Annotated in this window: 24 protein-coding genes; 20 read left to right on the forward strand and 4 right to left on the reverse strand. The window is 50.9% G+C overall.

Annotation, left to right across the window (positions count from 1 at the left end; all coding sequences use genetic code 11):
• The first annotated feature begins 4 nt into the window (after positions 1–4).
• The 15 genes from acpS (at position 5) to KWG64_RS07925 (ending at position 14,827) form a co-directional block, all read left to right on the forward strand.
• On the forward strand, positions 5–385 hold the full coding sequence (gene acpS / locus KWG64_RS07855) for a holo-ACP synthase (RefSeq protein WP_218521513.1): 381 nt from the start codon (positions 5–7) through the stop codon (positions 383–385).
• A gap of 9 nt (positions 386–394) precedes the next feature.
• Positions 395–1,150 (forward strand): SDR family NAD(P)-dependent oxidoreductase, encoded by a 756-nt coding sequence (locus KWG64_RS07860; RefSeq protein ID WP_218521514.1) that lies wholly within the window; start codon positions 395–397, stop codon positions 1,148–1,150.
• A 3-nt stretch (positions 1,151–1,153) separates the two neighbouring features.
• Positions 1,154–1,708 carry a 3-hydroxyacyl-ACP dehydratase FabZ family protein gene (locus KWG64_RS07865; RefSeq protein WP_195813515.1) on the forward strand — a complete coding sequence of 185 codons (555 nt, stop codon included), beginning with the start codon at positions 1,154–1,156 and terminating at the stop codon, positions 1,706–1,708.
• Positions 1,709–1,723: 15 nt separating this feature from the next.
• Positions 1,724–2,008, forward strand: coding sequence for a phosphopantetheine-binding protein (locus KWG64_RS07870; protein ID WP_195813223.1), 285 nt, complete (start codon positions 1,724–1,726; stop codon positions 2,006–2,008).
• Positions 2,009–2,035: 27 nt separating this feature from the next.
• The gene (locus tag KWG64_RS07875; protein ID WP_218521515.1) at positions 2,036–3,196 is read left to right on the forward strand and encodes an aminomethyltransferase family protein; all 1,161 of its coding nucleotides are present in this window, start codon (positions 2,036–2,038) and stop codon (positions 3,194–3,196) included.
• A 71-nt stretch (positions 3,197–3,267) separates the two neighbouring features.
• Positions 3,268–5,817 (forward strand): beta-ketoacyl-[acyl-carrier-protein] synthase family protein, encoded by a 2,550-nt coding sequence (locus KWG64_RS07880; protein WP_218521516.1) that lies wholly within the window; start codon positions 3,268–3,270, stop codon positions 5,815–5,817.
• 4 nt (positions 5,818–5,821) lie between these two features.
• Positions 5,822–7,039 (forward strand): beta-ketoacyl synthase N-terminal-like domain-containing protein, encoded by a 1,218-nt coding sequence (locus KWG64_RS07885; RefSeq protein WP_218521726.1) that lies wholly within the window; start codon positions 5,822–5,824, stop codon positions 7,037–7,039.
• A gap of 18 nt (positions 7,040–7,057) precedes the next feature.
• Positions 7,058–8,044, forward strand: coding sequence for an ATP-binding protein (locus tag KWG64_RS07890; RefSeq protein WP_218521517.1), 987 nt, complete (start codon positions 7,058–7,060; stop codon positions 8,042–8,044).
• Between the two features lie 12 nt (positions 8,045–8,056).
• A complete protein-coding gene (locus KWG64_RS07895; RefSeq protein WP_218521727.1) occupies positions 8,057–8,764 on the forward strand; it encodes an ABC transporter ATP-binding protein in 708 nt (235 codons plus the stop codon).
• On the forward strand, positions 8,748–9,401 hold the full coding sequence (locus KWG64_RS07900; protein WP_255562120.1) for a hypothetical protein: 654 nt from the start codon (positions 8,748–8,750) through the stop codon (positions 9,399–9,401). The genes KWG64_RS07895 and KWG64_RS07900 overlap by 17 nt, the downstream gene beginning before the upstream one ends.
• Positions 9,402–10,715 carry an ABC transporter permease gene (locus tag KWG64_RS07905; RefSeq protein WP_218521518.1) on the forward strand — a complete coding sequence of 438 codons (1,314 nt, stop codon included), beginning with the start codon at positions 9,402–9,404 and terminating at the stop codon, positions 10,713–10,715.
• A 10-nt stretch (positions 10,716–10,725) separates the two neighbouring features.
• Positions 10,726–11,505, forward strand: coding sequence for an outer membrane lipoprotein-sorting protein (locus KWG64_RS07910; protein ID WP_218521519.1), 780 nt, complete (start codon positions 10,726–10,728; stop codon positions 11,503–11,505).
• Positions 11,502–12,863 carry a hypothetical protein gene (locus tag KWG64_RS07915; RefSeq protein WP_255562121.1) on the forward strand — a complete coding sequence of 454 codons (1,362 nt, stop codon included), beginning with the start codon at positions 11,502–11,504 and terminating at the stop codon, positions 12,861–12,863. Before KWG64_RS07910 ends, KWG64_RS07915 begins: the two co-directional genes overlap by 4 nt.
• Before the next feature lie 21 nt (positions 12,864–12,884).
• Positions 12,885–13,826, forward strand: a complete 942-nt coding sequence (locus tag KWG64_RS07920) for an ACP S-malonyltransferase (protein WP_218521520.1) — start codon at positions 12,885–12,887, stop codon at positions 13,824–13,826.
• Positions 13,823–14,827, forward strand: coding sequence for a hypothetical protein (locus KWG64_RS07925; protein ID WP_218521521.1), 1,005 nt, complete (start codon positions 13,823–13,825; stop codon positions 14,825–14,827). The genes KWG64_RS07920 and KWG64_RS07925 overlap by 4 nt, the downstream gene beginning before the upstream one ends.
• A gap of 102 nt (positions 14,828–14,929) precedes the next feature.
• Here KWG64_RS07925 and ampC read toward each other — a convergent pair whose 3' ends face one another.
• Positions 14,930–16,015, reverse strand: coding sequence for a class C beta-lactamase (gene ampC / locus KWG64_RS07930; protein WP_218521522.1), 1,086 nt, complete (start codon positions 16,013–16,015; stop codon positions 14,930–14,932).
• A gap of 164 nt (positions 16,016–16,179) precedes the next feature.
• On the opposite strand from ampC, the gene ampR reads away from it, so the two are divergent.
• Together ampR and KWG64_RS07940 are read left to right on the forward strand one after the other, a co-directional pair.
• Positions 16,180–17,073 carry a LysR family transcriptional regulator AmpR gene (gene ampR / locus KWG64_RS07935; protein ID WP_218521523.1) on the forward strand — a complete coding sequence of 298 codons (894 nt, stop codon included), beginning with the start codon at positions 16,180–16,182 and terminating at the stop codon, positions 17,071–17,073.
• A 38-nt stretch (positions 17,074–17,111) separates the two neighbouring features.
• Positions 17,112–17,489, forward strand: a complete 378-nt coding sequence (locus KWG64_RS07940; protein WP_195813234.1) for a hypothetical protein — start codon at positions 17,112–17,114, stop codon at positions 17,487–17,489.
• Between the two features lie 140 nt (positions 17,490–17,629).
• Here KWG64_RS07940 and KWG64_RS07945 read toward each other — a convergent pair whose 3' ends face one another.
• Entirely contained in the window at positions 17,630–18,112 is a 483-nt protein-coding gene (locus KWG64_RS07945) for a glutathione peroxidase (RefSeq protein ID WP_218521524.1), read from the reverse strand.
• Positions 18,113–18,307: 195 nt separating this feature from the next.
• Positions 18,308–18,802 (reverse strand): DUF523 domain-containing protein, encoded by a 495-nt coding sequence (locus tag KWG64_RS07950; protein ID WP_218521730.1) that lies wholly within the window; start codon positions 18,800–18,802, stop codon positions 18,308–18,310.
• 229 nt (positions 18,803–19,031) lie between these two features.
• Between KWG64_RS07950 and KWG64_RS07955 the strand changes: the two genes are divergently transcribed.
• A complete protein-coding gene (locus tag KWG64_RS07955; RefSeq protein WP_218521525.1) occupies positions 19,032–20,138 on the forward strand; it encodes an ABC transporter substrate-binding protein in 1,107 nt (368 codons plus the stop codon).
• A 515-nt stretch (positions 20,139–20,653) separates the two neighbouring features.
• Positions 20,654–21,328 carry a hypothetical protein gene (locus tag KWG64_RS07960; RefSeq protein ID WP_218521526.1) on the forward strand — a complete coding sequence of 225 codons (675 nt, stop codon included), beginning with the start codon at positions 20,654–20,656 and terminating at the stop codon, positions 21,326–21,328.
• Positions 21,329–21,516: 188 nt separating this feature from the next.
• On the opposite strand, the gene KWG64_RS07965 is transcribed toward KWG64_RS07960, so the two are convergent.
• Positions 21,517–22,170 (reverse strand): DUF421 domain-containing protein, encoded by a 654-nt coding sequence (locus KWG64_RS07965; protein ID WP_195813239.1) that lies wholly within the window; start codon positions 22,168–22,170, stop codon positions 21,517–21,519.
• Between the two features lie 211 nt (positions 22,171–22,381).
• On the opposite strand from KWG64_RS07965, the gene KWG64_RS07970 reads away from it, so the two are divergent.
• Complete coding sequence (locus KWG64_RS07970) at positions 22,382–23,377, forward strand: LacI family DNA-binding transcriptional regulator (protein WP_218521731.1); 996 nt, start codon at positions 22,382–22,384, stop codon at positions 23,375–23,377.
• Positions 23,378–23,395 lie beyond the last annotated feature (18 nt).

A 23,395-nucleotide genomic window follows, 5' to 3' on the forward strand; every position in this document is an offset into this window, starting at 1 on the left:
CATCATGTTTGTTGGAACCGATATTGTTGAAGTAGAGCGCGTGAAGACGGCGATATTGCGGGGCGGCGATAATTTCCTGCAAAGAGTTTTCACTCAGCGCGAACTGATCAGCATAAACAGCCACGACCCTGATTATGAAAGGGCAGCAGGATTTTGGGCCGCCAAAGAGTCCGTTGTTAAATCGGTGGGATTAGGATTCCGGGAAGGGATCCGGTTTCACGATGCAGAAATCGAACATGATCAGTTCGGGTGCCCGCATTTTGTTCTCAGGGGGCATTTAAAAGACGTCATGGAAGATAAAAAAATCAATGCGATTTCGTTGAGCATTTCTCATTGCCGTACACATGCGATTGCAGTAACGGTTATTTCGTCCCGGAGGGATTAAGGGAACATTGTGTATAAATTTAATGATTTAGCAGATAAAAACATCCTGGTGACAGGGGCAAGCGGTGATATCGGGCTGGCGGTTTGTGCCGAGTACCTGAACCAGCAATGTCAGGTGTTTGCGCTGTATAACAGCAATGCCGGTTCTCTGGAGGCGCTGAAAAATCAGCATCCGGACGGGAGTAAACTGAACATCATTCAGTGTGATCTTTCGGATAAAAATGCAGTCAGCGGCATGTGTCAGAGGCTGGCGCAGGAAGCGAAACACATCGATGTGCTGGTCAATAACGCGGGTATCGTCAAAGACAATTTGTTTGCCGCCATGAGTTTCGAAGATTTCAGCACCGTTATTGATACCAATTTGCTGAGCGTGTTCAGGCTGACCAAAGAGCTGTTGTTGTTGCTCAGAGCCGCTGAAAACCCGGCGATCGTCAACGTGGCCTCGATTGCCGCGCTGATCCCAAGCGTGGGCCAGTGCAATTACAGTGCATCAAAAGGCGCGTTGCTCGCGTTCACCCGCACACTGGCCGCCGAACTGGCCCCCAGAGGCGTGAGGGTTAATGCCATTGCGCCGGGCATGATCGAATCCAAAATGGTGAAAAAGGTGTCGCGTACCGTCGTGCGGGAAATAACGTCATCCATTCCTCTGCGTCGTCTGGGGAAATGCGAAGAAGTGGCGAATACCGTGGTTTATTTAAGCTCCGCAGCGGCGAGCTATATTGTAGGGCAAACCATCGTTATAGATGGCGGCCTGGTGATGCGGTGAATGATGTCTAAATATGCGATTCCTTCCAGAGTATTCCTTGAAATGGGCGGCTGGCGTCAGCCTCTTATTATGGTCGACCGGATTGAAGATTTTAAATATGGCGAAAACGGGTACATCAAGGTGATTAAGCATGTTACCTATAATGACCCTTATTTGGCCGGGCATTTCCCTGACAATCCTATTATGCCGGGTGCGATTATTTCAGAAATATTTGGTCAGGCGAGTGAGTATTTCTCTTTTCTGACAGATATGAGTGACATCTATCAGGAAAACCACGGTGAAGCACTGCATTCACTTCGTGATATTTATTCGAAAATTCATGATGAAGACATGCGCAATATTATCCGGACACGTCGCGCGCAGGTGCAGGGCGTTCTGGCTTCACAAAATTTGAAATTCAAAGATGTCGCCTATCCGGGTGACACGATAGAAGTGACCAGTAAGCTGACGTTCTCCGACGCCAGCGGCTTCAGGCATTACAGTGTTTCGGCGCAGGTCGGCAAAAAGATGATCAGCCAGGGCGTGATCATCAATTTCAGAGAAGTGAAACAATTATAATATGGAGCAATACCCATGAGCTTAATTCAAGAAAATATCGAAGCACGCAAAGTCGTATTACATCAGATTAAAACCGAGCTGATTCAGCGTCTGCATATTCAGAAAACAGAATCGCAGATTGACGATGATACGGCACTGTTTGGTAATGGCCTGAAGCTTGATTCTGTCGATGCGACGGAAATTCTGGTGTTGCTGGATAAACTTTACGGCATTCAGGTCAGCGAAAGCGATGATCCCTCTTTTATGAGAACGGTAAATAACCTGGCGTCTTTTGTGATTAAAAACCGAAAGCCACAGTAAAACTCCTTTTTGAATAATGAGGTTCAGATGATTTCGCTTCGTGAATTACATGAAAAAAATAACGCCACGATGGGCACATTTAACGGCAGAACCGTGCCTGCTTTTTATCACTCACCGGAAGTGGAATATAAAGCGGTAAGGGAAAATATCCTGATGGTGGATTATTCCAGCATGTCCGTCGTCAGTGTCATGGGCGATGACGCGTGGGCGCTGGTCAACTATTTAGCCTCGGCGGATGTCTCGATAATCCGTGATGAGCAGGCGATGTACTCGCTGGTGCTCAATCAGGACGGTACCATTGCCGGGGATATTTCGGTGCTGTGTACCGATGAAGGGTATTACCTGCTGTCAGAAAACCTGTCCGCTTTTGAGCTGATCGACCGCCTGAAGCAGATTCTGGAGAATGCCGAAGATCTTGATATTGAAGAGTCGCCGGTGATTCAGGATATGGAACCGCACGGCTGGGGCGCCATTCAGCTGGAAGGGCCTTACGCCTGGGAAGTGCTCGCCGGTATTTACGGCTTCGACATTATCGGCCTGCCGTATCACGAATATATGAGCACTGACGATGGCCTGATGGTGTTGCGCTGCGGCAAACACGGTGAATTTGCTTACCAGCTGATTGGCGGGCAAGCGGCGCTGTGCCAGGTCTGGGAAAAACTGCTGGAAAGCGGTGAGCCATTCGACCTGAAGACCGGCGGCCTGAATTATCAAAATACGCTCCGCGTTGAAAACCCGTGCTGGGAACCCGCGTTGTTCAGCGGTTATTCCCGCAACCCGGTTGAGCTGCAAATGCAGTGGGCGATTCAGTATGACAAAGACGATTTTGTCGGCAAACTCGCTGCAGAATCCCTGTCCTGTGCGGGCGCAGAACGCAAGCTGGTCGGTATTGTTCCGCTCGCCGCGTGCGAAGGCATTGCCGCCGATGACAAAGTGCGCGCCGAAGGCCGCGACGTCGGGGTTATCGTCAAAAGTGTCTACTCGCCGGCATGTCAGTCTTTGATCGCACTGGCACTGATTGACAGCGAATACGCCTATTCCGACATTCCGGGGTTTGAGATTGCGACGCAGGGCGGAGCCGTGGCGGCCATGACCCGTAACGTTCCCTTCTTCTATAACTTCAGCATGCTGGTTAACCCGACTGAACACAGCTATATCGATGCCTCAAAGCCGAAAAGCGCCCTGTAATTTCTTTTAAACACACCGCACCGGAGACGTTGTCTGATCACCCGGGCTGATCAGAACTAAGGGACTTATTTATGAAAACGAGCAGGAAAAGAGTAGTCATTACAGGGATGGGGATTTTGTCTTCACTGGCGGATAACATTGCCGGGTTCAGACAGGCTCTGCTCAATAAAGAATGCGGTGTACAAGACAGCACACGCTTTTCGCACTGGTTTGAAAACGCGCGTGCGGCGGAGGTCTTACAAGATATCGATTACGCTCCGCTGGACGCTGAAACAGTCAGCGCAATGGATAACGCCGCGCTGTGGGCCTACAAAGTCAGCAAAGATGCGCTGAATGCCGCCGGGTTAACGGGGGATCTTGAAGAAACCGGGATGATCGTCGGCGTGTCCTCGGCGGGAACCGAAGCGTTCCTGCCGCTGTTTGAACAGCGTATTCAGGATTTCTCGCTGAAAAAAGCCATTTACTCCGGCGGGTTTGCGTCCTGTTGCTCCAGCGTATCGACATTACTGGGGCTGAAAGGGGGCACGGAACTGGTGGCGACGGCCTGTACCGCCAGCCCGAACGCCATCGGCATGGCTTTTGACTATATCCAGAATGGCAAAAGTAAAACCATGCTTGCCGTCGGAACCGAGCCGATCTATCTGCCGACCTTCGCCGGTTTCTACGCGCTCAACGTGATGCATGCCGAATCCTGTACGCCGTTCTCCGGCACGTCCGGGATGTCCATCGGTGAAGGTGCGGGCGCCATCGTGCTGGAAGAATACGAGCACGCCGTCGCCCGTGGTGCAACGATTTATGGCGAGCTTCTCTCTTACGCGACGTCGTGCGATGCCTACCATGAAACCGGCCCGGATCCGCGTGCCAACGGTGCGGTGCAGGTCATGCTCAAGGCGATGGAAAATGCCGGTGTCACGCCCGATCAGATTGATTACGTGAACGTGCATGGCACAGGCACCGAAGCCAATGACCGGATCGAAACGCTGGCGATGAAGAAAGTGTTTCCCGATGCGGTCGATCTTCCTGTCAGCTCGACCAAATCCTTCTTTGGCCACAACATCGGCGCGGCGGGAATTGTCGAACTCATCGCCTGTCTGGTGACACTGCCGGAAAAGAAACTTCTCCCTACGCTGAATTTCACGGTGCCACGTCCGAATTGCGACCTGGATTATGTGCCGAATGAATTCAGGGAGAAGGACATCAATATCTTCATGAAAAACAATTATGCTTTCGGCGGAAATAACTGCTGCATGATTGTGAGCACGCGTCCCGGCACGGTTCCGGTGACCGCCTACGAGGCGAAGCGCGTGGCGATAAGCGGTATCGGTGCCGTCTCGGCCATCGGGCATACCCTGAACGAAATACTTGAGCATATCTGGTCTGCTGAGAAATCTCCTGAACTGACGGGCGTAAAATTCAATGGAGATACCCTCACAGAAGCCGTTGAGCTTCTGGACGTGCTGACCAGAACGCACCAGTTTGATGATTTGCCGGGGGCGACGCGCCGTTTACAGCGAGCGGTTCTGCCGGAAAATAACGTCCATTTTAAAACCTTTCAGGTCACGGCGCTGGAACCGCGTAAGCATCTGCGGCGTTTTGACTCACGCAAAGCCACGCGTGGCGGAACCTTTGCCCTGATTGCCCTGGCGGAAGCGCTGAACAACGCGAAGCATAAAATCAAACGCGACGGCCACGAACTGGGGCTGGTGATGGGAATGTCGCGCGGGCCGCAGGAGACGACCTATAAATACCTGCAGAGCCTGAAACCCGATCCGCGCAAAGTGCGTACGTCCGAATTCCCCGGCTCGCTGATGAATTCGATTGCCACTTTCTGCGGTATTTCTGAAGGGATCAAAGGCTACACCACCACGCTGGCGACCGGGCAAAACGCGTCGCTGGGCGCGCTGACCTACGGCTATGAAATCATCCGCCAGCAGCTGCAACCGCAGGTACTGGTCGGTGGCGCCGACGAATGTTTCCCTTCCATGTCGCTGTATATGGATGCCGTCACCGAAAAAATCCAGATGACCTCTGATCCCCGCGAATATCAGGTGTACGGCAAGGAGGCGAAAGGTTTTGTGCCGGGCGAAGGTGCCTGCATGGTGTTGCTCGAAGATCTGGACGCCGCTCAGGCTCGCGGCGTGGAGATTTGCGCGGAAATCGCCGGTTACGGCAAATCCAACAGCATCAGCTATTTTGATGCCGATTGCGCGGATGAAAAATCGGCCGCCATGGCGCTGGCAATCCACCGGGCTTTAGCCGATGCGGGCCTCACGGCGCGGGATATCGATCTGGTGTGCGGCAGCAGTAACGGCACAAAAGAGAGTTCTGAGATTGAAATTGGCGCGATCTGTCTGGCCTTCGGCGAGCAAAATCCGCAGGTGCCGGTGGTGAACTACAACGCCAGCTTTGGATTTGTGGAGTCTTGCGCCGGGCTGCTCAATCTGGCGGTGCTGGCGGATTGCATCAGGAAACAGGCGGTGCCCGCCATTCCGCATACTCAGGTGTTCTGCGACGATCGCATCAACTTTGTTAAAGCTCCGCTGAAAATGGCCATCAGGCATGTCCTGCTGGTCGGAGCGAACGAAGGTGGAAACTACAATGCCTTCGTTATCAGAGGATAAACACGTGGATAACGCGGCAATCATCGCGGGTTACAGCGCACGTCTGGCCTTCGCGCAGAGCAGCGACGGGTTATCCGACGGGCTTAAAGCAGGCCGTTGTGTCAGTAAAGCGCGATGGTTCTCTTCTGACGAGGCGGCCAGACAATACGGGCTGAGTAATAACGGTTTCGTTGCCCGTTTACCGGCGCCGGTAAAGGACACCGGCGCGTGGGTGAGTGAGCTTATGGTCGGGGCACTCGCCCACGGCGGGCTGGATAAACACCACCTGACCGGCGAAAACGTCCGGGTTTACCTGACCGGTTTAGGTCCGCGCGTGGATGTGGCGGATTATCTGGCCTTTTATGATCACAACGATGTTGAAGACGTCACGCTCACCCGTTCGGTGCAGAATTTACATGTCGCCAATATGTCTCAGGACAAACTGGCGCATCACGTGGCGACGGCGTTTGACCTGAAACACCTGCCGCCCAATCTGCACTGCACCAGCAATTCCTCGCTGGCCGCTGTGCATCTGGGGATTCAGGCCATCGAAAGCGGGAATGTTGACGTGGTGATGGTGGTGAACTGCTCCCTGATTACCACGCAGGACATCAGTTTTCTGACCAGTCAGGGAATGCTCGGCGGCGACACCGTTCAGCCTTTTGGTGCGAACGGTCAGGGCGTGCTATTTGCCGAAGGCGGCTGCGTGATGCTGCTGGAAAGCGCCCGGCATCGTCATGCCCGGCAGATGGCGGACGGCGTCCGGCTCACGTCTGTCTATACGCAAACCAGCGCGGGGCGGAGCAACGACGGGGCGCAACTGAGTGCAAGCCTGCTGAAAGTGATGAACAAAGCGCTGGATCAGGCGGACATTTGCTGCGGGGATCTGGCCGCGATTATTCCGCACGGAAACGGTTCTGAAGCCAGCGATAAGGCCGAGGCACTGGCGCTGGCCTCTTTCCCCGGTGAAAGCACGGTGCCGGTTCTGGCCTATAAAGGGCAAATCGGCTACACCTCAACCGGTTCAGGGATCGTGGATTTGATCATCGGTCACCAGGCCTTGTGCCAGAAGACGCTGCTCTCTCCGGTGGGAACCGGCCCGATCCGGGAAAATGTCGCGTCGTATGTGTTGCTCAATCAGGGACAGATAACACACAACAAGCGCCATCTTTTGAAAGTCGGGCTGGGCGTTGATGGCTCGGTCATTGGTGTTGTGATGTCTGAGAACGCTGCCGCCTCTTAATTTTACAGGGAAAGTACTATGTATTTATCTTCCTTCTCCATGACCGAGCCGGAAGGGCGGGTGTATATGTATGCGCCTTGCTGGCTGAATGTGTGGGAATCTCACATGTATAACCGCTCGCTTAAATCCACCCGGTCAAACGGCTGGGGATTTAAACGCTTTGGAACAAGCAGTGATATTTACGCCAGTGAGATGATCAGAACGCCCCATTACACGAATTATATTGTTGCGATGGAAGAGGTCTCGGAAGCGGCATTACATAACCTCAGCGCGAAAGAGCGGATGTTATTGATGAAATCGCGAACGGCTTTTATTTATGCCGACAGCTGGGGCGAAAGTTCTTCGTTTGAAAATATCAGCAGCGCGCTGCATCAGGCCATGATCGACACATTACCGAAAAACCTGATCAAGAAATTTTCCGTCAAAGACTTTAGCTGCAAAATTCGCGGCGAAAAACAGTCGCTGGTTCAGGCCATGCGTCTGGCGCAGGATTATCTGGACTGGGATATTTTCGATTTTGTAGTGATCTGCGCCGCATACCGTGCGGTGCCGGTGCTGGTGTTCTCCGAAGAAGATCTGCCCGTGAATAAGAAAGAGAAAGCTCAGGAGCAGGACATAAAAATAAACCTGTCGGTTGAGCGCGTCGGGTGTTTTATTTTCAGTCAGCGGGAAAGCGCTCTGGAAATTAATACCGGGCAATATGTTTTGCACAATAAAGACAGGGAATCGGGGGGTATTTTATCCGGCGCGGATAACGATATTGATCTGATGTGTTTCTCAGGTTTGCGACGAAACCGTCTATGGCGCGAAGCGTTCAGCGAAAATAAGCGTAATACGCAAAAAATCAGCCTGCCCGAACGCTATGGCGGCAGCGGGTGCCTGACGCCTGCGCTGAGCTGGATTTATCTTCAGCAACACCGTGTTGCGGGCGGGAAAATGCGCACTGTCGTGCCGGATAACTTTGGCGGATATCACTACTTTGACACCCGGTATCAGGGAAATTAAGCGGACGGAATGATGGCGATGACGATCAGGGAACTGCCGGCAATATTGCTGATGGATGTGTGTAAAAGCTTCGGAACGGGCGAAGGCAGGGTCGATGCGCTGAAAAATATTAATCTGGAAATTGCCCGCGGCGAGTTTCTGGCGCTGTGCGGGCCTTCCGGCAGCGGGAAAAGTACGCTGCTGAATATTTTGTCTGGCATTGATAAGCCCACGTCGGGCTCGACGCTGTTTCTGGATAAATCGCTCAACGAGCTTGATGAAGGCCAGCTCTCAACCCTTCGTGGGCGACATCTGGGATTTATCTTCCAGTTTTTCAACCTGATCCCGGTGCTTTCGGCGTTTGATAACGTGTGTTATCCGCTGATCCTCAATGGCCGTTATGGCCGGAAAGAGGCGCGGGAACGGACGCAGCATACCCTTGATAACGTCGGCATTGGCGCATTGGGCAACCGCACGCCGGGGCAACTGTCCGGCGGTCAGCAGCAACGTGTGGCGATTGCCCGGGCGCTGGCTCATGACCCGCAGGTCGTGGTTGCGGACGAACCTACCGGCAATCTTGATCAGGCGACCGGCGAGGCGATTCTGGAGTTAATGATGAAAATTAATCAGGAAACCCGCACCACATTTATTGTCTCGACCCATTCTGCGCAGCTCAGGGACCGTGCGCGGCGGGTGATTGAAATCAAGGATGGAGAAATTGTTCATGATGTTTCGAAATAGCGCCGTTATTCTCGCGTTCTGCTTGTCCTTAGCCGCTCACGGAGCCGCCGCCGCCCGTTCCGGGACACCGGCTCTGGAGGCCGTGCTGCAACAGGGTTTTCCAGTTCAGCCGGAGGCTTTATCAGCCACCACGCAGGCTTTGCTGCATGAATATGAACAGCAAAAAGATATCGCGTCGCTGATTTTCTACTCTTACGGCACGCTGCGGATGGCCGATCATTATGCCGCAATGAATGATTATGTGCTGGCCTCGGAATATGGGAAAACGGGCTTTTTTTATCTGGATGAAGCAGCTGATTCGCATGAAAATACGCCGCAGGTGCGTTATTTACGCGCCCGTATTGATGCTTATTTACCGGCAAAACAAGGGCGCTGTGTCATAGCGCTGGCAGATACCGACTATCTGTTAAAAAACCGGGCTAATTTCGATAACGATATCCTGATTAATATCCTTTTTATGCGTTACCGGGCATTGCTCAGTTGCGGAGATACCGTCGGCGCAAATACGCTTTTAACACAACTAAAAAACCGCGGGCCGGTGGCGGTAAAATTATTATCCCTGAAGTCAGATGCCAGCCCCGCGTGGGATATCGGTGAAATAACTCAGATTGTTGTGCCTTTGATGAAAGGTGAATAAATGTTAACTGGAATGATTATAACCAACCTCGCCCTGCTGGCGATCGTCGGTTTTGTGCTGTATTGCCTGATCCGGCGGCCGCAGGATGCAAAATTTGCCTTCCTGAATTTATTCAGACACAAGAGACGCTCCTTCTCTACTCTGATCGCCATTATTTTGGGGGGATTAGCCATTTTCCTTTATGGCGGTTTTATTCAGTATTCTTTCTGGATATTGAAAGAACAAACTGTCAGAACCAACGTCGGTCATATTCAGATTTACGACAAAAACTATTTCGAAACCTCGAATAAAAGTAAAAGCATTATTGGCAATTATGACGAGCTGAAAAATGAAATCCAGAATGCCCCCGAACTGAAAGATTATATTTCCACGATTTCAGGCCAGCTCGAATTCACCGGTGTGATTTCGCACTACGAGAGTGAAACCTCGAGCTATTTTGCCGGTCTGGGGATCGAGCCTTTACCGGCGCTGAAGCTGGGCTCTTTCGACAAACTGGTGTCCGGCAGCGATCTGTCGCGCATTAAAACGGATGAGGTGATCCTGGGAAGCGGGCTGGCAAAAACCCTGAACGCGCAATATGCCGACTGGCTCGACGTTCTGGTGGCAAATGCACAGGGCGGGCAGGGAGCCTTGTCGCTGAGAGTCCGCGGTATTTTCACCTCCGGCATTAAAGATTATGACGACGTGGCGATGAAAATTCCCCTGCAAACCGCGCAGCACATCATGAACACCAATGGCGTCAGTAAGTTTGTCATTCTGCTGAAGAATGATGCGGATTTACCGGTGTTCAGCGCCCGACTCACGCAGTTTATTGCCGACCGGCATTTGCCGCTGATAGTCAAAAACTGGCAAGAACTCTCGATCTTTTATCAGCAGGTTGAAGGTTTACTGACCGGCATTTACTTCTTCATTAAAGCGATTGTCGCGCTGATTGTGATCTTCATGATCAGCAACTCGATGACCATGAATATCGTCGAAAGAACCCGCGAAATCACTACGCTGCGGGCGATCGGCCTGCGCCCTGCGCATGTAACCCGCCTGTTTTTACTTGAAGGGATTTATATCGGTGCACTTGGCGCTGCGGGCAGCCTGATTCTGGGGATGATGATTGCATCCCTGATCAACCTGAAAGGTATCGCGATGCCGCCGTCTCCGGGGCAGACGCTCGGCTACAACGCCTTTATCAAAACGGACAGCGCAGAACTCATCTGGATCACCCTGATTTTGCCGGTGATCACGTCGTCGCTGGCCTCGGTTTTACCGGCACTGCGGGCATCGCGGTTGAATATTTCGGACGCTTTTAAAGCGGTATAAGGACATCTTCATGAAATCAGGCCTTCTTCTTATCGCCGGTTGTCTCGCGTGGTTCCCGGTATTCACGCATGCGGCGGACGCCGTCACGGCTCTGAACATTATCCGGCAGGCAGACGATATCCGGTCACCCGACCAGCCCTTTCGTTATACGGTCACCGTGAATGAATTCAAATCCGGCGAAAATGCGCCGGTGAATCAGCAGGTTCTGGATATCTCCATGCGATTTCTGAAACCGAAAGACGGTGAACAGGCCGACGCACGTTCACTGGCGCGCTTTGTTTCTCCGCCACGGGATCGCGGAAAAATTATGTTATCCGACGGCTACGACTTATGGTTTTACACGCCGGAACTGCGCCGCCCTGTGCCGATCTCCCGCCAGCAAAGGCTGATCGGGCAGATTTCTAACGGCGACGTGATTGTGACCAACTTTGAGTTTGCGTATGACTCCACGTTGCAGGGGGAAGTCCCTTGCGGCGCGAACGTCTGCTATTCGCTGATGCTCACCCGCCGGTCAGCGGAAGTCACCTATCCGAAAGTGAATTATCTGGTGGAGAAAGGCAGCTACCGCCCTTATAAAGCCGCGTATTTTTCCCTCGATGACAAGCTGCTCAAGGAAGTGTGGTACCTCGGTTACAAACTGCTGCTGGGCAGGGAAAGACCGTCCAAAATTAAAGTCACGGATCCTCGCCGTGGCAGCGGTTATTCGGTCATGGAATACAGCGATGTCCGTTTTGAGTCGTTGCCGCTTTCCCGCTTCACGAAAGAGAGTATTCAGCGGGGCGGCAATTGAACCGGTCTGCCTTGCTGATACTGGCCAGCGGCGTGTGGCCGTCGTTACCGCTTTACGCCGCCTGCCTGACGAATTCCGACACGGCGATTTACGCGCAAGCGTCCTACGTCAGTAAAGAACCACCTGTCTGGCAGATTGACGGGAAAAACCCGTATGCCGCGAACAATGCGTTTAATGATATCGCGGTGAATTACCGTAACGATTGCACGCTGGCTGAAGACAAGCTGGACGTAGATTTCTCGCTGCTCGCCCTGGCCTATTATCCGTATAAAAGCCCCGGAGCCTTTGAGAAAGACGACCACCGCCTGCGGGCGCTGATCGATAAACTTCGTCTTTCTTATACACCGACAGAAAGCCTGCGGCTGGACGTCGGTAAGCTCCGGCCAAAAGGCGGCGCTTTCTACCTGAAATCCCCGGCCAGCCTGCTCAGTAATTACAACGCCGGGTTCAAGGCCACGCGCATTCATTCACCTGACATGAAACCGCTTTATACCGATGCGTTTTGGGGCGCGGTGCTGGCGCAGGATACGCTTGCTTACTCGCTGTCGTTAACCGCGGCGCCACGGCTCACGCAGCCCGACCCGCGCTATGAATCTTCGGGAAACTGGAATGCGCTGGCCCGTTCCAATGCCAGCGACCGCTATCTGCTGACGTACACGGATTACCGGTTTGGTGACAGCACGCCCTCGGTGAGCCTGATGACGGGCGATAAAAAATCGGTCGCCGTGGCGCAAACGCTGAACGTGACGCCGCAGTTCATTCTGAGCACCGAACTGGCCTACCATTTTCAGCAGCAATGGCGGCACCTTGACGAAAATAGTGCGCGCGAAGTGGAGCATTACCGTTTTCCGGATTCCCTTTACAGCGCAAAGGATGAAGATGGCGTCGAGCTGGCGCTCGGAATGCAATACACCACCGATCGCTTCAGTCAGTTTGGCCTCGAATATTACTATCAAAGTGAAGGCTATTCTTCCGCACAGTGGGACAAACAAACGGACCTCATTAAATTCCTGAACCAGAGGACGAATTACGCGCCGCTGGACCGGGCATTTGACGCCTACAAATATCTGATGGCGTCTGAAATCTACAACGCGTCCAGCCAGGGAAACCTGCTGGGAAAACATTACCTCAACGCTTACGGCAGTTACCTGATGGATGATCAGTCCTCGGTGCAGCCTTTTGCGGTGATGAATTTACAGGACAAGAGTGCGACGGTCGGCCTGAATATCAACAAACCGCTGAACCCGCGGCTTGAACTTTATGGCGGTCTTTACACCGCATTTGGAAAGAGTGATTCGGAGTTTGCTTTATTCGGCGAAACTCTTGGCACTTATCTGGGTTTTAAGTATCACCTCTAGGTGATTCACAGGGACAGAGAGATGGACATAAACGCAACAAAACCGGTTGTCTTATTATTTGCCGGGCAGGGGAATCCGGTCATCGGGATGGGATCTGACTTATGGGATACCAGCGCCGAAACCCGTCGTATCTGGGATTGCGCCAGTGATATTTCCGGGCTGGATATCCGCCGCCTGTGTGCAAAAGGGCCGATGACGCGGCTGGTTCAGACCCCCGTACAACAAATTGCCGTCACGGCCATTAACACCATGCTTTTTACCCTTTATCGCGAAAGTCACGGCGATGCGGTCTTCTCCGGTGCCTGCGGTCACAGCGTGGGGGAATATTCCGCGCTTTACGCCGCCGGAGCCCTCACGCTGGAGGATTTATTCCGGGTCATTCATTTCCGTTCCACGCTGATGCACGACCTGAGCCTCGCCAGTAAAGGGAGCATGCTGGTGGTGAAGGGCTGCGACCGGGCGGGTCTGACTGCACTGCTCGCGCAAAAAGGCATTGAGGCAGAAATAAGCTGCGATAACAGCCGTAAGCAGCAGGTGATCGGCGGTACGCTGACCGCGCTGCGCGACGCCGGTCAGGCGGTTGCCGGCGCCGGGCTTGAGAGCACCAAACCCGGCGTGAGCGGGGCGTGGCATACCCGCCTGATGAACAGCGGCGTTCAGCCTATGCGCGATTTTCTGGCAGGCGTGGATATCAGGCCGCCACAGTTTGACGTGCTGATGAATGTCACCGGTTTGCCCGAAACAAATCCTGAAATCATCAGGGAGAATCTGTCCCTGCATCTGACGCACTCCGTGCAATGGACCGCTTCAATGGATCACTTTCTGGATAAGCCGGCGCCGGTGCAATTTGCCGAGATCAGCAACAAAGCCTGGCTGATTCATTTACTCCATGATTTCGCAAAATTCACGCCTGAAAGGGCGGTACATTGCAAAACTGATGGCACAGTGAGTGGCGTGAAATGATCCCCGATTATGCAAAATTTGTCCGCTTTCAGGATAAAAGGTTCATCCCGTTTATCTACGTTATCCTGCTCGTTGTGCTGGGTTTCTACTGGAAAAATAACGCCTGTTCCTTTACTTCCCGGGATGCGGGGGTGATCAGTGTGATTCTGGCGATCACGCTCTTTACGCTGCTGCACGAACTGAAAGCGTACTGGGCCTACAGCTATGTGATTAACCGCATTAATCTGGATGCCCTGAAAGGCAGAAGCTGCTCAACAATCACGGCGTTTTTCGCCAGGCCTGCGGTCGTGAGCGTTTGTTCTGTTCTATTTTTCTGGCTGATGGCGCAGGCGTGTTTACGGTTGCCCGCCAGCCGGTTCAGCATGGTTTATCTGTACCTGATATCACCGGTTTTCATGTACCTGGTTTTCAGAACGGTGCGGCGGGTTTATATCCGCCAGGTGCTGACCGGCATGAGCAGCACGGTGAGTTTCAGGAATATCTATCAGTACACTGGTTATTACGTTGCAGTGAATACCGCGCTCAATGTGCTTTCGGTTAGCCCGTTGCAGGCGAATCCGGCGTTTTCCTTCAGCGAGGGGTATTTTTCCGCCAGACTGATGATTGCCATGCTGATCCTCTGCGGCGTCGTGCTGGCGATAAACCTGGCGTTTTCACGGCTCTCTAAACGCTACCTGTTTCTGGGGCGTATCTTTCTGAAAGAGATCACCATCTATTCTGCGCCGCCGTTGCCCTTCGGGCGGTTTATCAGCAAGCCCTTTTTCGTCCGGATAATACTGTTAGCGATGGTGCAGGCGGGGTGGATATTCATTCTGAGTTTCATTGCAGGTGGCCTTACTGTCAGCGTGCCATTCGTGGTGTATTTCCTGCTGTGCTATCTGCCTTGTCTGATGTATCACTTCCTGCATGTTTACGCGTACTGGCTTAAAGAGTTTCACTTGTCCTGCGATATGTATTTTCGCTACGAGAGTTTTATGCAGCGTAAAAACCTGAATATGTAGAAATAAAAAACCTCCGTTAAGCGCCGGAGGTTTTTTAATGTCAGACAGATGCCCGTTTGTTACGGGGTTTCATACGGGAGTGCCGCATCGTCTTATTACTGATTACTCTAATGCCTTTAAAATTTGCATCGCAGCTTTTACCCGCTCAGTGTTGGGATAATTTTTATTCGCCAGCATAACGATGCCTACCTGTTTTTCAGGAATAAAAGCCACGTAGGCACCAAATCCGCCGGTTGCTCCGGTTTTGTGAACCCATGATGCATTCACGCGCGGATGCGACTGCGCACTCCGTACCTGTTGCGGGCCCAGCGCGATCTGGTTATCTGCGCCGTTTACTGCCAGCTCAGCCTGCGCTGGCCAGTCAAGCATTTCCCAGCCCAGCCCCTGATAGAGTGCGTCGGTGCGATAAAAACGCGTTTGTGCCAGATCCAAAGCTTGGCGTAAGGTCTTATCTGCCACGTCCTGCGGATCCATATTCGCCTGCATCCAGCGCGACATATCTTTTATCGAAGATTTCACCCCATAGGCTTCTGCATCCAGCATACCCGGTGATACACGAACGGGCTTACCCTCACGGTAACCCCAGGCGTAAGCGTTTTTGGCGGAATCCGGCACCGTAATAAAGGTGTGGCTGAGCTTCAGCGGCGTAAACACGCGTTGTTGCATGGCCTGCTCAAAGGAAAGTCCGGTGGGTTTGACCGCTAAAAACCCGAAAAGACCGATACTGCTGTTCGCATACTGACGCGCGGTTCCGGGTGACCATTGGGGTTGCCACTGCTGATAGAAGTGTACCAACGCCTTCTCATCGGTGACTGCATCCGGAACCTGCAACGGCAGGCCACCTGCGGTGTAAGTCGCCAGCTGAAGCAGCGTAATGTCGTGCCACTGCGGCGTGTTAAGTGCGTGCCAGTATTTGCTGGCCGGATCCTTAAGCGCAATCTCGCCTTTCGTCACGGCGACGCCACCTAATACACCTGTGAAGGTTTTACTCACTGAGCCCAGTTCAAAGAGGGTGTCTTCTGTGACCGGACGCTTTTGTGCTTCATCAGCCATGCCCCAGGTAAAGTAGTAGGGCTTTCCTTTAACCACCACCGCGACCGCCATTCCGGGGATGCCTTGCTGCTGCATCAGAGGCTTTATTGCCTGACTCACGGTAGTTTCCACATCCGGGGCGGCAGCGTTACTCATTGAGCACACAGAGGCCAATACCGTCGCTATCAACGTTTTAGAAATTAACTTCACTGTTTTTAACCTTATGGTTTGTTGTCCCACCTGAATTCTGCCCAGTTTGACAGATTGCAACAAACTGTTAATTTTAGGGGCTGGTAAAAGAAAAACTTACAGGTGAAATCGTGGTTCGCCCTTACATCCCCTTAAATGCGCTGAGATCATTCGAAGCCGCCGCCCGCCATCTAAGCTTTACTAATGCGGCCTCAGAGCTGCATGTCACGCATGCGGCGGTCAGCCAGCAGGTGAAATCACTGGAACAGCAGCTGGGCTGCCAGTTGTTTGTGCGTGTTTCGCGCGGACTGATGCTGACCCCTGAAGGCGAAAGTCTGTTGCCGGTATTAAATGATTCTTTCGATCGTATTGCTGATACGTTGGATCGTTTCTGGGCAGGGCAGGTACGGGAAAAACTCAAAGTGGGTGTGGTAGGAAGCTTTGCTATCGGCTTATTGTTACCGCGTATCGACGATTTCAATCATCATCACCCGCACATTGAACTGCAACTTTCCACCCACAATAATCGCGTAGATCCTGCTGCGGAAGGGCATGATTACACCATCCGCTTTGGTAACGGTGCCTGGCACGGCACAGAGGCACAGTTTATTTGCGATGCACCCCTGTCGCCGCTGTGTATTCCCGCGATTGCCCGTCAGTTGCAGCATCTTGCCGACGTGCATAAATTTACTTTGCTACGCTCTTTTCGCCGTGATGAATGGAGCCACTGGTTGCAAAGCATTAATGAACATCCACCTTCTCCCGCCCAACCGGTGATGATATTTGACTCATCACTGACCATGATCGAAGCCGCGCTGATGGGGACAGGCATTGCGCTCGCCCCCTGTAAGATTTTCAATCATCTGCTGCAAACGGAGAAACTCATTCGCCCCTTTGCCGCTGAAATCAACCTCGGGGGTTACTGGCTGACACGGCTACAAACGCGCGCCGAAAGTCCCGCTATGAAGGCGTTCTCCAGCTGGTTATTGAGTTTTACTCCTCAGTCTGTTGATTGCAATATCTGACAATATCGCTCAAACGTATAAACCTAAAGGGTCGCCTGATGCACAGAACAAACCATAAAAAGATTTTTATCCTTATATTCTTCTTACTCTCCACTCAATTACTGAGCGGGTGCGTACTGACCCGGGTTTCTGAAAAATCGCATGCCAGAGAAGTCGATAGCCTGAATGTTATCGGAATGAGCCTGGATGCGGCGAAAGGAAAGTTAAGTAAAGAAGGATTTGATTGCAGCGACTATCCTGAGACCAACAGGGTGCAAACCAAATCCGGCCCACGCACTTTAATACAACTTGATTGTAGCAAACGAAGCTTAGAACTCATTTGTCCGCAAATACGCTATGCAGTACTCAATGTCGATCCCCAAAGCTTCAAAGTGGTATTGGTGGGAAAACGCATAACTGACCAGGCCTGTTTTTGATGATTAAATCCGGGTGTAATTAGCGGGTAAAAGACGGGGCTGCTTGCAAAAGGGAAAATATCTCACGTTAAGCCTTTTATAAGCAGACATCAGTTTGCCGGAAGATCTCTAAGTATGGACGGTTTGAATGACAGGAACACTTAGATTTCAAGTGCAGCAAGAATGAGGGGTTCCATTTTCTCCGGGGAGGTGAACGGTGCAAAACGTTTGAGCGGTTTGCCGTCGCGACCGATCAGGAACTTAGTAAAGTTCCACTTGATCCGTCCACCCAGCACGCCGGGCAATTCGTTTTTCAGGTAACGAAATACCGGGTGTGCAGCAGCACCGTTGACCTCCACTTTCTCAAATATCGGGAAGCTCACACCATAGTTGATGTGGCAGGTCTGCGCGATTTCGTCGGCACCACCGGGTTCCTGATGACCGAACTGGTTGCAGGGGAAGCCAAGCACCACCAGACCTGAGGCGGCGAACTTCTTGTAGAGTGTTTCAAGCCCTGCGTATTGTGGCGTGAAGCCGCAATGGCTGGCGGTATTCACCACCAGAACCAGTTTGCCAGCATAGTCGGCCATAGAAATGAGCTGGCCATCCAGGCGGGAGGCGGTAAGTTGATGAAAGGGGGTCATATCAGTATCCTCAGGGCAGATTTGCAAAATCGAACGAAAACAAACAACTAACCTTTGACCTCCTCAGGGGCCGTTCATTTGCCGGAAACACCTTACGATCTTTTATTGTGTTGTGGCACAAATTGGCGTGAGAAGGTGTGATGCTATTAATTAACCAAAAACTGATTTCTTTTCATGCCTCAATGAAAAATAGGTTCAGCGTTCTTTCTCATCAATCCAGGCAATGAGATCGGCGAGCCTCTTCTCAGAAAACACGGCTATCCCGTGTTCCGTGAGTAGCGAAGCTGCGACACCCATCCCTGACTTACGCTTGCCGCTAAATGAACCGTCATAGATGAACTGGCTGCCGCATGTAGGACTGCCGTCGGTTAACAGCGCAGCGGTACAACCTGACTCCTGAGCTGTACGCAGTGCCAGCCAGGCGGCAAGCTGATAGTGCTCAGTGACATCCTGCCCCGTAATTTCATGTATTCTGATCTGCGTCTGCATGACGTCTTGATCATCAGTAGAAACAATCTCCGCAGGAGGACGTGGTGTTGGCAATCCGGCGGCCAGTTCAGGGCAATGGATCACAAGACGCTGCTCTTGATGCCAGCGCTGCAACTGTTCGGTCATTTGTGCTTTCTCGCTTCCGTCATAGCGCACTTTGAACCCCATCAGGCAAGCACTTACCAGTATTTTATTCATCATCATTATCGTCTGTGAGGGCAAATGAATGCCTGGATTATAACACCTTCTCTTTTTACACTTTTCAATTTATTGAATTTCAGGAATGTTATGGGAATAATATGGTGGTAGTGACAGAGCGGAGTTTTCTATCTTTTGCGGCAACTTAAGTTAAATTAAAGTGTAGTAAATCTGTTTTATAAAAATAAATTTTGGCCTCAGATAATAATCACACAATACCTAAGGGAATTAAATGAAGTTACTTCAAGGCTTGCTTTTTATACTGTCCGTTGCAATAACCGGTCAGGCCAGTGCCGCCACCACCACGCTGACTGATGTGCTGGGAAATAAAATAACCTTAGATACGCCGGTGAAAAGGGCGGTATTGGGTTTCTATTTTGAAGATTATATGGCGGTGGGGGGAGAACAGGCGTTTGATCATATTGTCGGCATTTCGCGTGAAGCCTGGCATGGCAAAGTGCCGGCGAACTGGGATATGTATATTAAACACCGTCCTTCCATTGCCGACATTCCGGATATCGGCGAAATCGACCTGCACAATGTGTCGCTGGAAAAGTTAATCAGCCTGAAGCCGGATGTGGTCATTTTAGCCAGCTGGCAGTACGCGGCGTTGAAGTATGAAGTCACGCAGCTTCAGAGCTTGCATATTCCGGTTGTCGTGCTCGATTACAATGATCAGACGGTAGAAAACCATGTGAAATCCACGGAAATCATCGGGATATTAACCGGTCAGACTGACCGCGCCAATGAGCTGGCCCGGCTTTATAAAAATAACATCACACTGATTGAAGACAGGATAAAAGAGGCAAATCTGCCGAAGCCAAAAGTCTACATTGAGTTTGGTAATAAAGGTCCGGCGGAGTATTCCTTCACCTATGGTGAAAATATGTGGGGCGTGATGCTGCGTCTTGCAGGTGGCGAAAATATAGCTGCGCCTTTTGTTAAACAGTGGGGCGAAATTAATCCTGAGCAGTTGCTGGTCGCCAGACCGGATGTCATTTTTATTTCCGGCAGGGAAAACAATAAAGTCGATACGGCACTGGAAATGGGCATCGGCGTCAATGAAGCCACAGCAAGAGCTAAGCTCAACGGGTTCGCCCACCGTGACGGCTGGGGTTCATTACCGGCGATTCAGAATGGCAAACTCTACGGTGTATATCAGGGCGCATCTCGTACGCTGGTCGATTTCACAATGGTACAGTTTATCGCTAAATCTCTTTATCCTGATTTATTCAAGGATATTGATCCGGTGAAAAACTATCACGATTATTACCAAAAATACCTGCCAGTTATGCCGGTGGGCACCTTTGCGTTATCGGCCAGCGGCGATCAACATTGATTGTTGATTTTTGTCGTTAAATTAAGCCCGGATTATCTTCTATTGCTTATCCGTTAAGCTTTTGACGGAAGCCGTAACGCCGGGCGTTGCGGCTTCTTTTTTACAGTACTTGGGCAGTTTCTCACCCTGTGACCTGGCAGGGTAAAATTCTCTGCAATCTCAAGTATCTCTGGGATGCTCCCCATGTATATTTATACGGAACAATGTTAGTAACGTCTGCTGATGACACAGGGGCGGACATGCTGATGTGAATCGTCCGGTATGAGCGAGAAGCGGAAATTGCCAACAGCATTCTGTGTTAACAAACAGGGAGCGGGTCAGCAGGTTGTGCATCAATGGTTAGGGGTAGAGTAGCCCATTTAAAGGATAACTTCCAAAGCAGTGGCAACTAACACTATTTGGCTTTTCCACTTTTCATGCTCTCAGGGCATAAAAGTATCAACTATTTCTAATCCATGCCGATACTAAAAAAGATACCTACTTAAAATATAATTAAGAAAATGTTAAGGAACTACATGAAAAGCTATTTAAAAGGTGTTTGGGAATATTTCGCGAGTCACATGTTGTTTATGTATCTCGGCTCAGTCTCTTATGCATGGATTGATATCTGGTTTTTTAAAAAAATTGAACCATCAACAATTACTGCAACAGTTTCAACAATAACACTTGGGCTAGCGATTTATGCATTAACAAAGGTAAATGAATGGATAAAAAACAAAAAATCAGAAAAGGCTTTCGAGAGAACCACATTGTTCATCGACAGCATATTTCGATCAAAGGACTTAAATCATCAATGTTACCAAGCGCTTCTTCCTATACGACCAAGAATTAAAAGTGAGGATCCCATACTCTACAAGCATCTCACTACAAGTGGGAGGGAGTTGCTTTCTGAGTCAAAAGATTTACGATTTGAATTATCTGCAATTCGTGATAGTTTTGGCTTGTGGAAAATTAAACCTAATAATTCAGACCTTCTAAATAATCTAATTAATACCTACACTGCTCTTGTTGCACAATTTGATATCATTTATATTTTAATTGATGAATTAGAACGTGGTGAAAGGGTAGTTTCTGAGCCATCATGGGATAGTTATATCGGAATGATGGCAAGCGCTTATTCAAAATATCATGATCAGTTCGAAATATTAAAAGGTTGTAGCTACAATGAACTTTTTAAAATCATTACATAATAATTGCCATGTGTCGCGATCATATCACCAGCGATACCCATGATATTATGGTGACCTGCTCCCCATTGATTAACATATTGTGATGTCAGCAACGTCCGCTCCTGGCACTAAGCGGACCTTAAATCTCATCTGCCAACGTAAAAAATGCCGCCCTAAGCAGCATCCCTTAAAATTATCTCAGGCAGCCACTACCGGCACACTTTTCCGTCGGACATCACCAGTGTCATTTCTCCTTGCCAGAACTCGGCGAGGAAGATTTCGCTGATCTGAGTCACGCCCAGTGAGGTAATTTTTTCATGCAGCCATTCTTCATCTTTCTGAATAGCATCCAGCTCAGAGTAACGGATCCTGCCATCTTTAATCAGTATCACCGACGGCATGTCTGCACCTTCGCAGACCGCAGTGATCTGGCCGCCCGGTTCGATTTGGGCATATTTCAGGTTCTGAAAAGAGTGGATGCCCTGCGCATGTAACTGGGAAGCGACATTCAGGATATCAATCTTGTTTTTTCGTTTTAGTATGTTTTCCATAATAAACTTCCCATCCTTGATAATAGGGATGGGATTACCAATCGCAAATGAACGAAAGATAAAAAATCTCTTGCTGACGGCATTTAGCAAAGATATCAACATAACACCGATAATAAGCACGATAATATACTGGTACAGCGGGATAACATCGTTGTAAATGACGCCGCCGATAATTCCACCCAGAACAAAGTTGCCGATAAAATCGACGGGTGTCATCTGAGAGAGCTGTGTTTTTCCTGAGAAATTCAGGTGTGAAATGACGATCAAAAAACCAATGACGAATTTTGCCAGGACTAAAAGATAATATTCCATTAGGTTAACCCCCTCCACTTGTAATTCAGTAATATATCACAACGCATTAAGGTATTCAGTGGTTCAGCTGTTCTGGCTGATCGTCGAACAATATCCAGACATGCATTCAGTTAAATATGTTCCTACCTCTCAATAGAAGGGTTTTTTAAGTGCGCAGCGGCCCTGTTTTTGTGTAGGATCAGCACATAGAAATATTATGAGCTGGAGAATTATGGCTTCGCTGAAAGAAGTGGCCCAACGGGCCTCAGTTTCGCTGATGACGGTGTCACGCGCCATTAACGAGCCGCAACGACTCAAGCCGGAGACGCTGGCACGGGTGCGGGAAGCTATCGATGCACTTAATTACGTGCCCGATTTCTCAGCGCGAAAAATGCGCGGGAAAAGCAGCAAAGTATCCACGCTTGGCGTGCTGGCGATGGATACGGCAACCACGCCATTCTCCGTCGAACTGCTTCTGTCTGTTGAACTCACTGCGCGCGAATTTGGCTGGAGCAGTTTTCTTGTCAGCATTACCTCGCAGGCCGACAGCGAGCGGGCGGTGAGTCAGCTCCTTTCTCAACGCCCCGACGGCATCATTTACACCACCATGGGGCTGCGTGAAGTGAAAATTCCGCCGCGCCTTGTCGGTAAAAATCTTGTACTGGCCAACTGCATCAGCCCTGATCATGAACTTCCGGGTTACATTCCTGACGATTTTGGCGGGCAGTATCAGGCCATGAAACTGCTTTTGAAAAAAGGATACCGGCATCCTTTGTGCTTTTATTTACCGGGCTCCATTCCCGCCGGGATCCGCCGCCGCGCTGGCGCAGAGCAGGCCTGGCGCGAAGCCGGAATGCCAGCGGAGCAACTTCGCCAGTTTCATATGGAATTCGGTGATGAGCATTACCGGGACATTGTGCAGATTCTGGAAAGATTTACGCCCGACGGCAAACCTGATTTTGACGTGCTGATTTGCGGCAATGACCGCATTGCTTTTCTGGCTTATCAGGTCTTGCTGGCGAAAGGGATTCAGATCCCGCAGCAGGTTGCGGTACTGGGATACGACAACATGGTCGGTATCGGCGATTTATTTATCCCGCCGCTGACCACCGTTCAGCTGCCTCACCGCGAAATTGGCCGCGAGGCAGTGTTGCATCTGATCGAACAGCGCCCCAATCAGGGATTGATAAAAATCGATTCCCCTGTACTGGAGCGCGAGTCTTTATAACGTCTTTTCTTTATACAC

This window comes from Rahnella sp. PD12R, assembly GCF_019200965.1.
Classification (GTDB): domain Bacteria; phylum Pseudomonadota; class Gammaproteobacteria; order Enterobacterales; family Enterobacteriaceae; genus Rahnella; species Rahnella laticis.

Excerpts from the sequence above, each read along its gene's own strand:
- KWG64_RS07925 (WP_218521521.1), top strand. The coding sequence starts at position 13,823 with ATGATCCCCGATTATGCAAAATTTGTCCGCTTTCAGGATAAAAGGTTC.
- KWG64_RS07875 (WP_218521515.1), top strand. The coding sequence starts at position 2,036 with ATGATTTCGCTTCGTGAATTACATGAAAAAAATAACGCCACGATGGGC.
- KWG64_RS07955 (WP_218521525.1), top strand. The coding sequence starts at position 19,032 with ATGAAGTTACTTCAAGGCTTGCTTTTTATACTGTCCGTTGCAATAACC.
- KWG64_RS07880 (WP_218521516.1), top strand. The coding sequence starts at position 3,268 with ATGAAAACGAGCAGGAAAAGAGTAGTCATTACAGGGATGGGGATTTTG.
- KWG64_RS07895 (WP_218521727.1), top strand. The coding sequence starts at position 8,057 with ATGGCGATGACGATCAGGGAACTGCCGGCAATATTGCTGATGGATGTG.
- KWG64_RS07950 (WP_218521730.1), bottom strand. The coding sequence starts at position 18,802 with ATGATGAATAAAATACTGGTAAGTGCTTGCCTGATGGGGTTCAAAGTG.
- KWG64_RS07940 (WP_195813234.1), top strand. The coding sequence starts at position 17,112 with ATGCACAGAACAAACCATAAAAAGATTTTTATCCTTATATTCTTCTTA.
- KWG64_RS07970 (WP_218521731.1), top strand. The coding sequence starts at position 22,382 with ATGGCTTCGCTGAAAGAAGTGGCCCAACGGGCCTCAGTTTCGCTGATG.
- KWG64_RS07945 (WP_218521524.1), bottom strand. The coding sequence starts at position 18,112 with ATGACCCCCTTTCATCAACTTACCGCCTCCCGCCTGGATGGCCAGCTC.
- KWG64_RS07960 (WP_218521526.1), top strand. The coding sequence starts at position 20,654 with ATGAAAAGCTATTTAAAAGGTGTTTGGGAATATTTCGCGAGTCACATG.
- KWG64_RS07865 (WP_195813515.1), top strand. The coding sequence starts at position 1,154 with ATGTCTAAATATGCGATTCCTTCCAGAGTATTCCTTGAAATGGGCGGC.
- KWG64_RS07965 (WP_195813239.1), bottom strand. The coding sequence starts at position 22,170 with ATGGAATATTATCTTTTAGTCCTGGCAAAATTCGTCATTGGTTTTTTG.
- ampC (WP_218521522.1), bottom strand. The coding sequence starts at position 16,015 with ATGAGTAACGCTGCCGCCCCGGATGTGGAAACTACCGTGAGTCAGGCA.
- KWG64_RS07890 (WP_218521517.1), top strand. The coding sequence starts at position 7,058 with ATGTATTTATCTTCCTTCTCCATGACCGAGCCGGAAGGGCGGGTGTAT.
- acpS (WP_218521513.1), top strand. The coding sequence starts at position 5 with ATGTTTGTTGGAACCGATATTGTTGAAGTAGAGCGCGTGAAGACGGCG.
- KWG64_RS07900 (WP_255562120.1), top strand. The coding sequence starts at position 8,748 with ATGATGTTTCGAAATAGCGCCGTTATTCTCGCGTTCTGCTTGTCCTTA.
- KWG64_RS07870 (WP_195813223.1), top strand. The coding sequence starts at position 1,724 with ATGAGCTTAATTCAAGAAAATATCGAAGCACGCAAAGTCGTATTACAT.
- KWG64_RS07905 (WP_218521518.1), top strand. The coding sequence starts at position 9,402 with ATGTTAACTGGAATGATTATAACCAACCTCGCCCTGCTGGCGATCGTC.
- KWG64_RS07920 (WP_218521520.1), top strand. The coding sequence starts at position 12,885 with ATGGACATAAACGCAACAAAACCGGTTGTCTTATTATTTGCCGGGCAG.
- KWG64_RS07910 (WP_218521519.1), top strand. The coding sequence starts at position 10,726 with ATGAAATCAGGCCTTCTTCTTATCGCCGGTTGTCTCGCGTGGTTCCCG.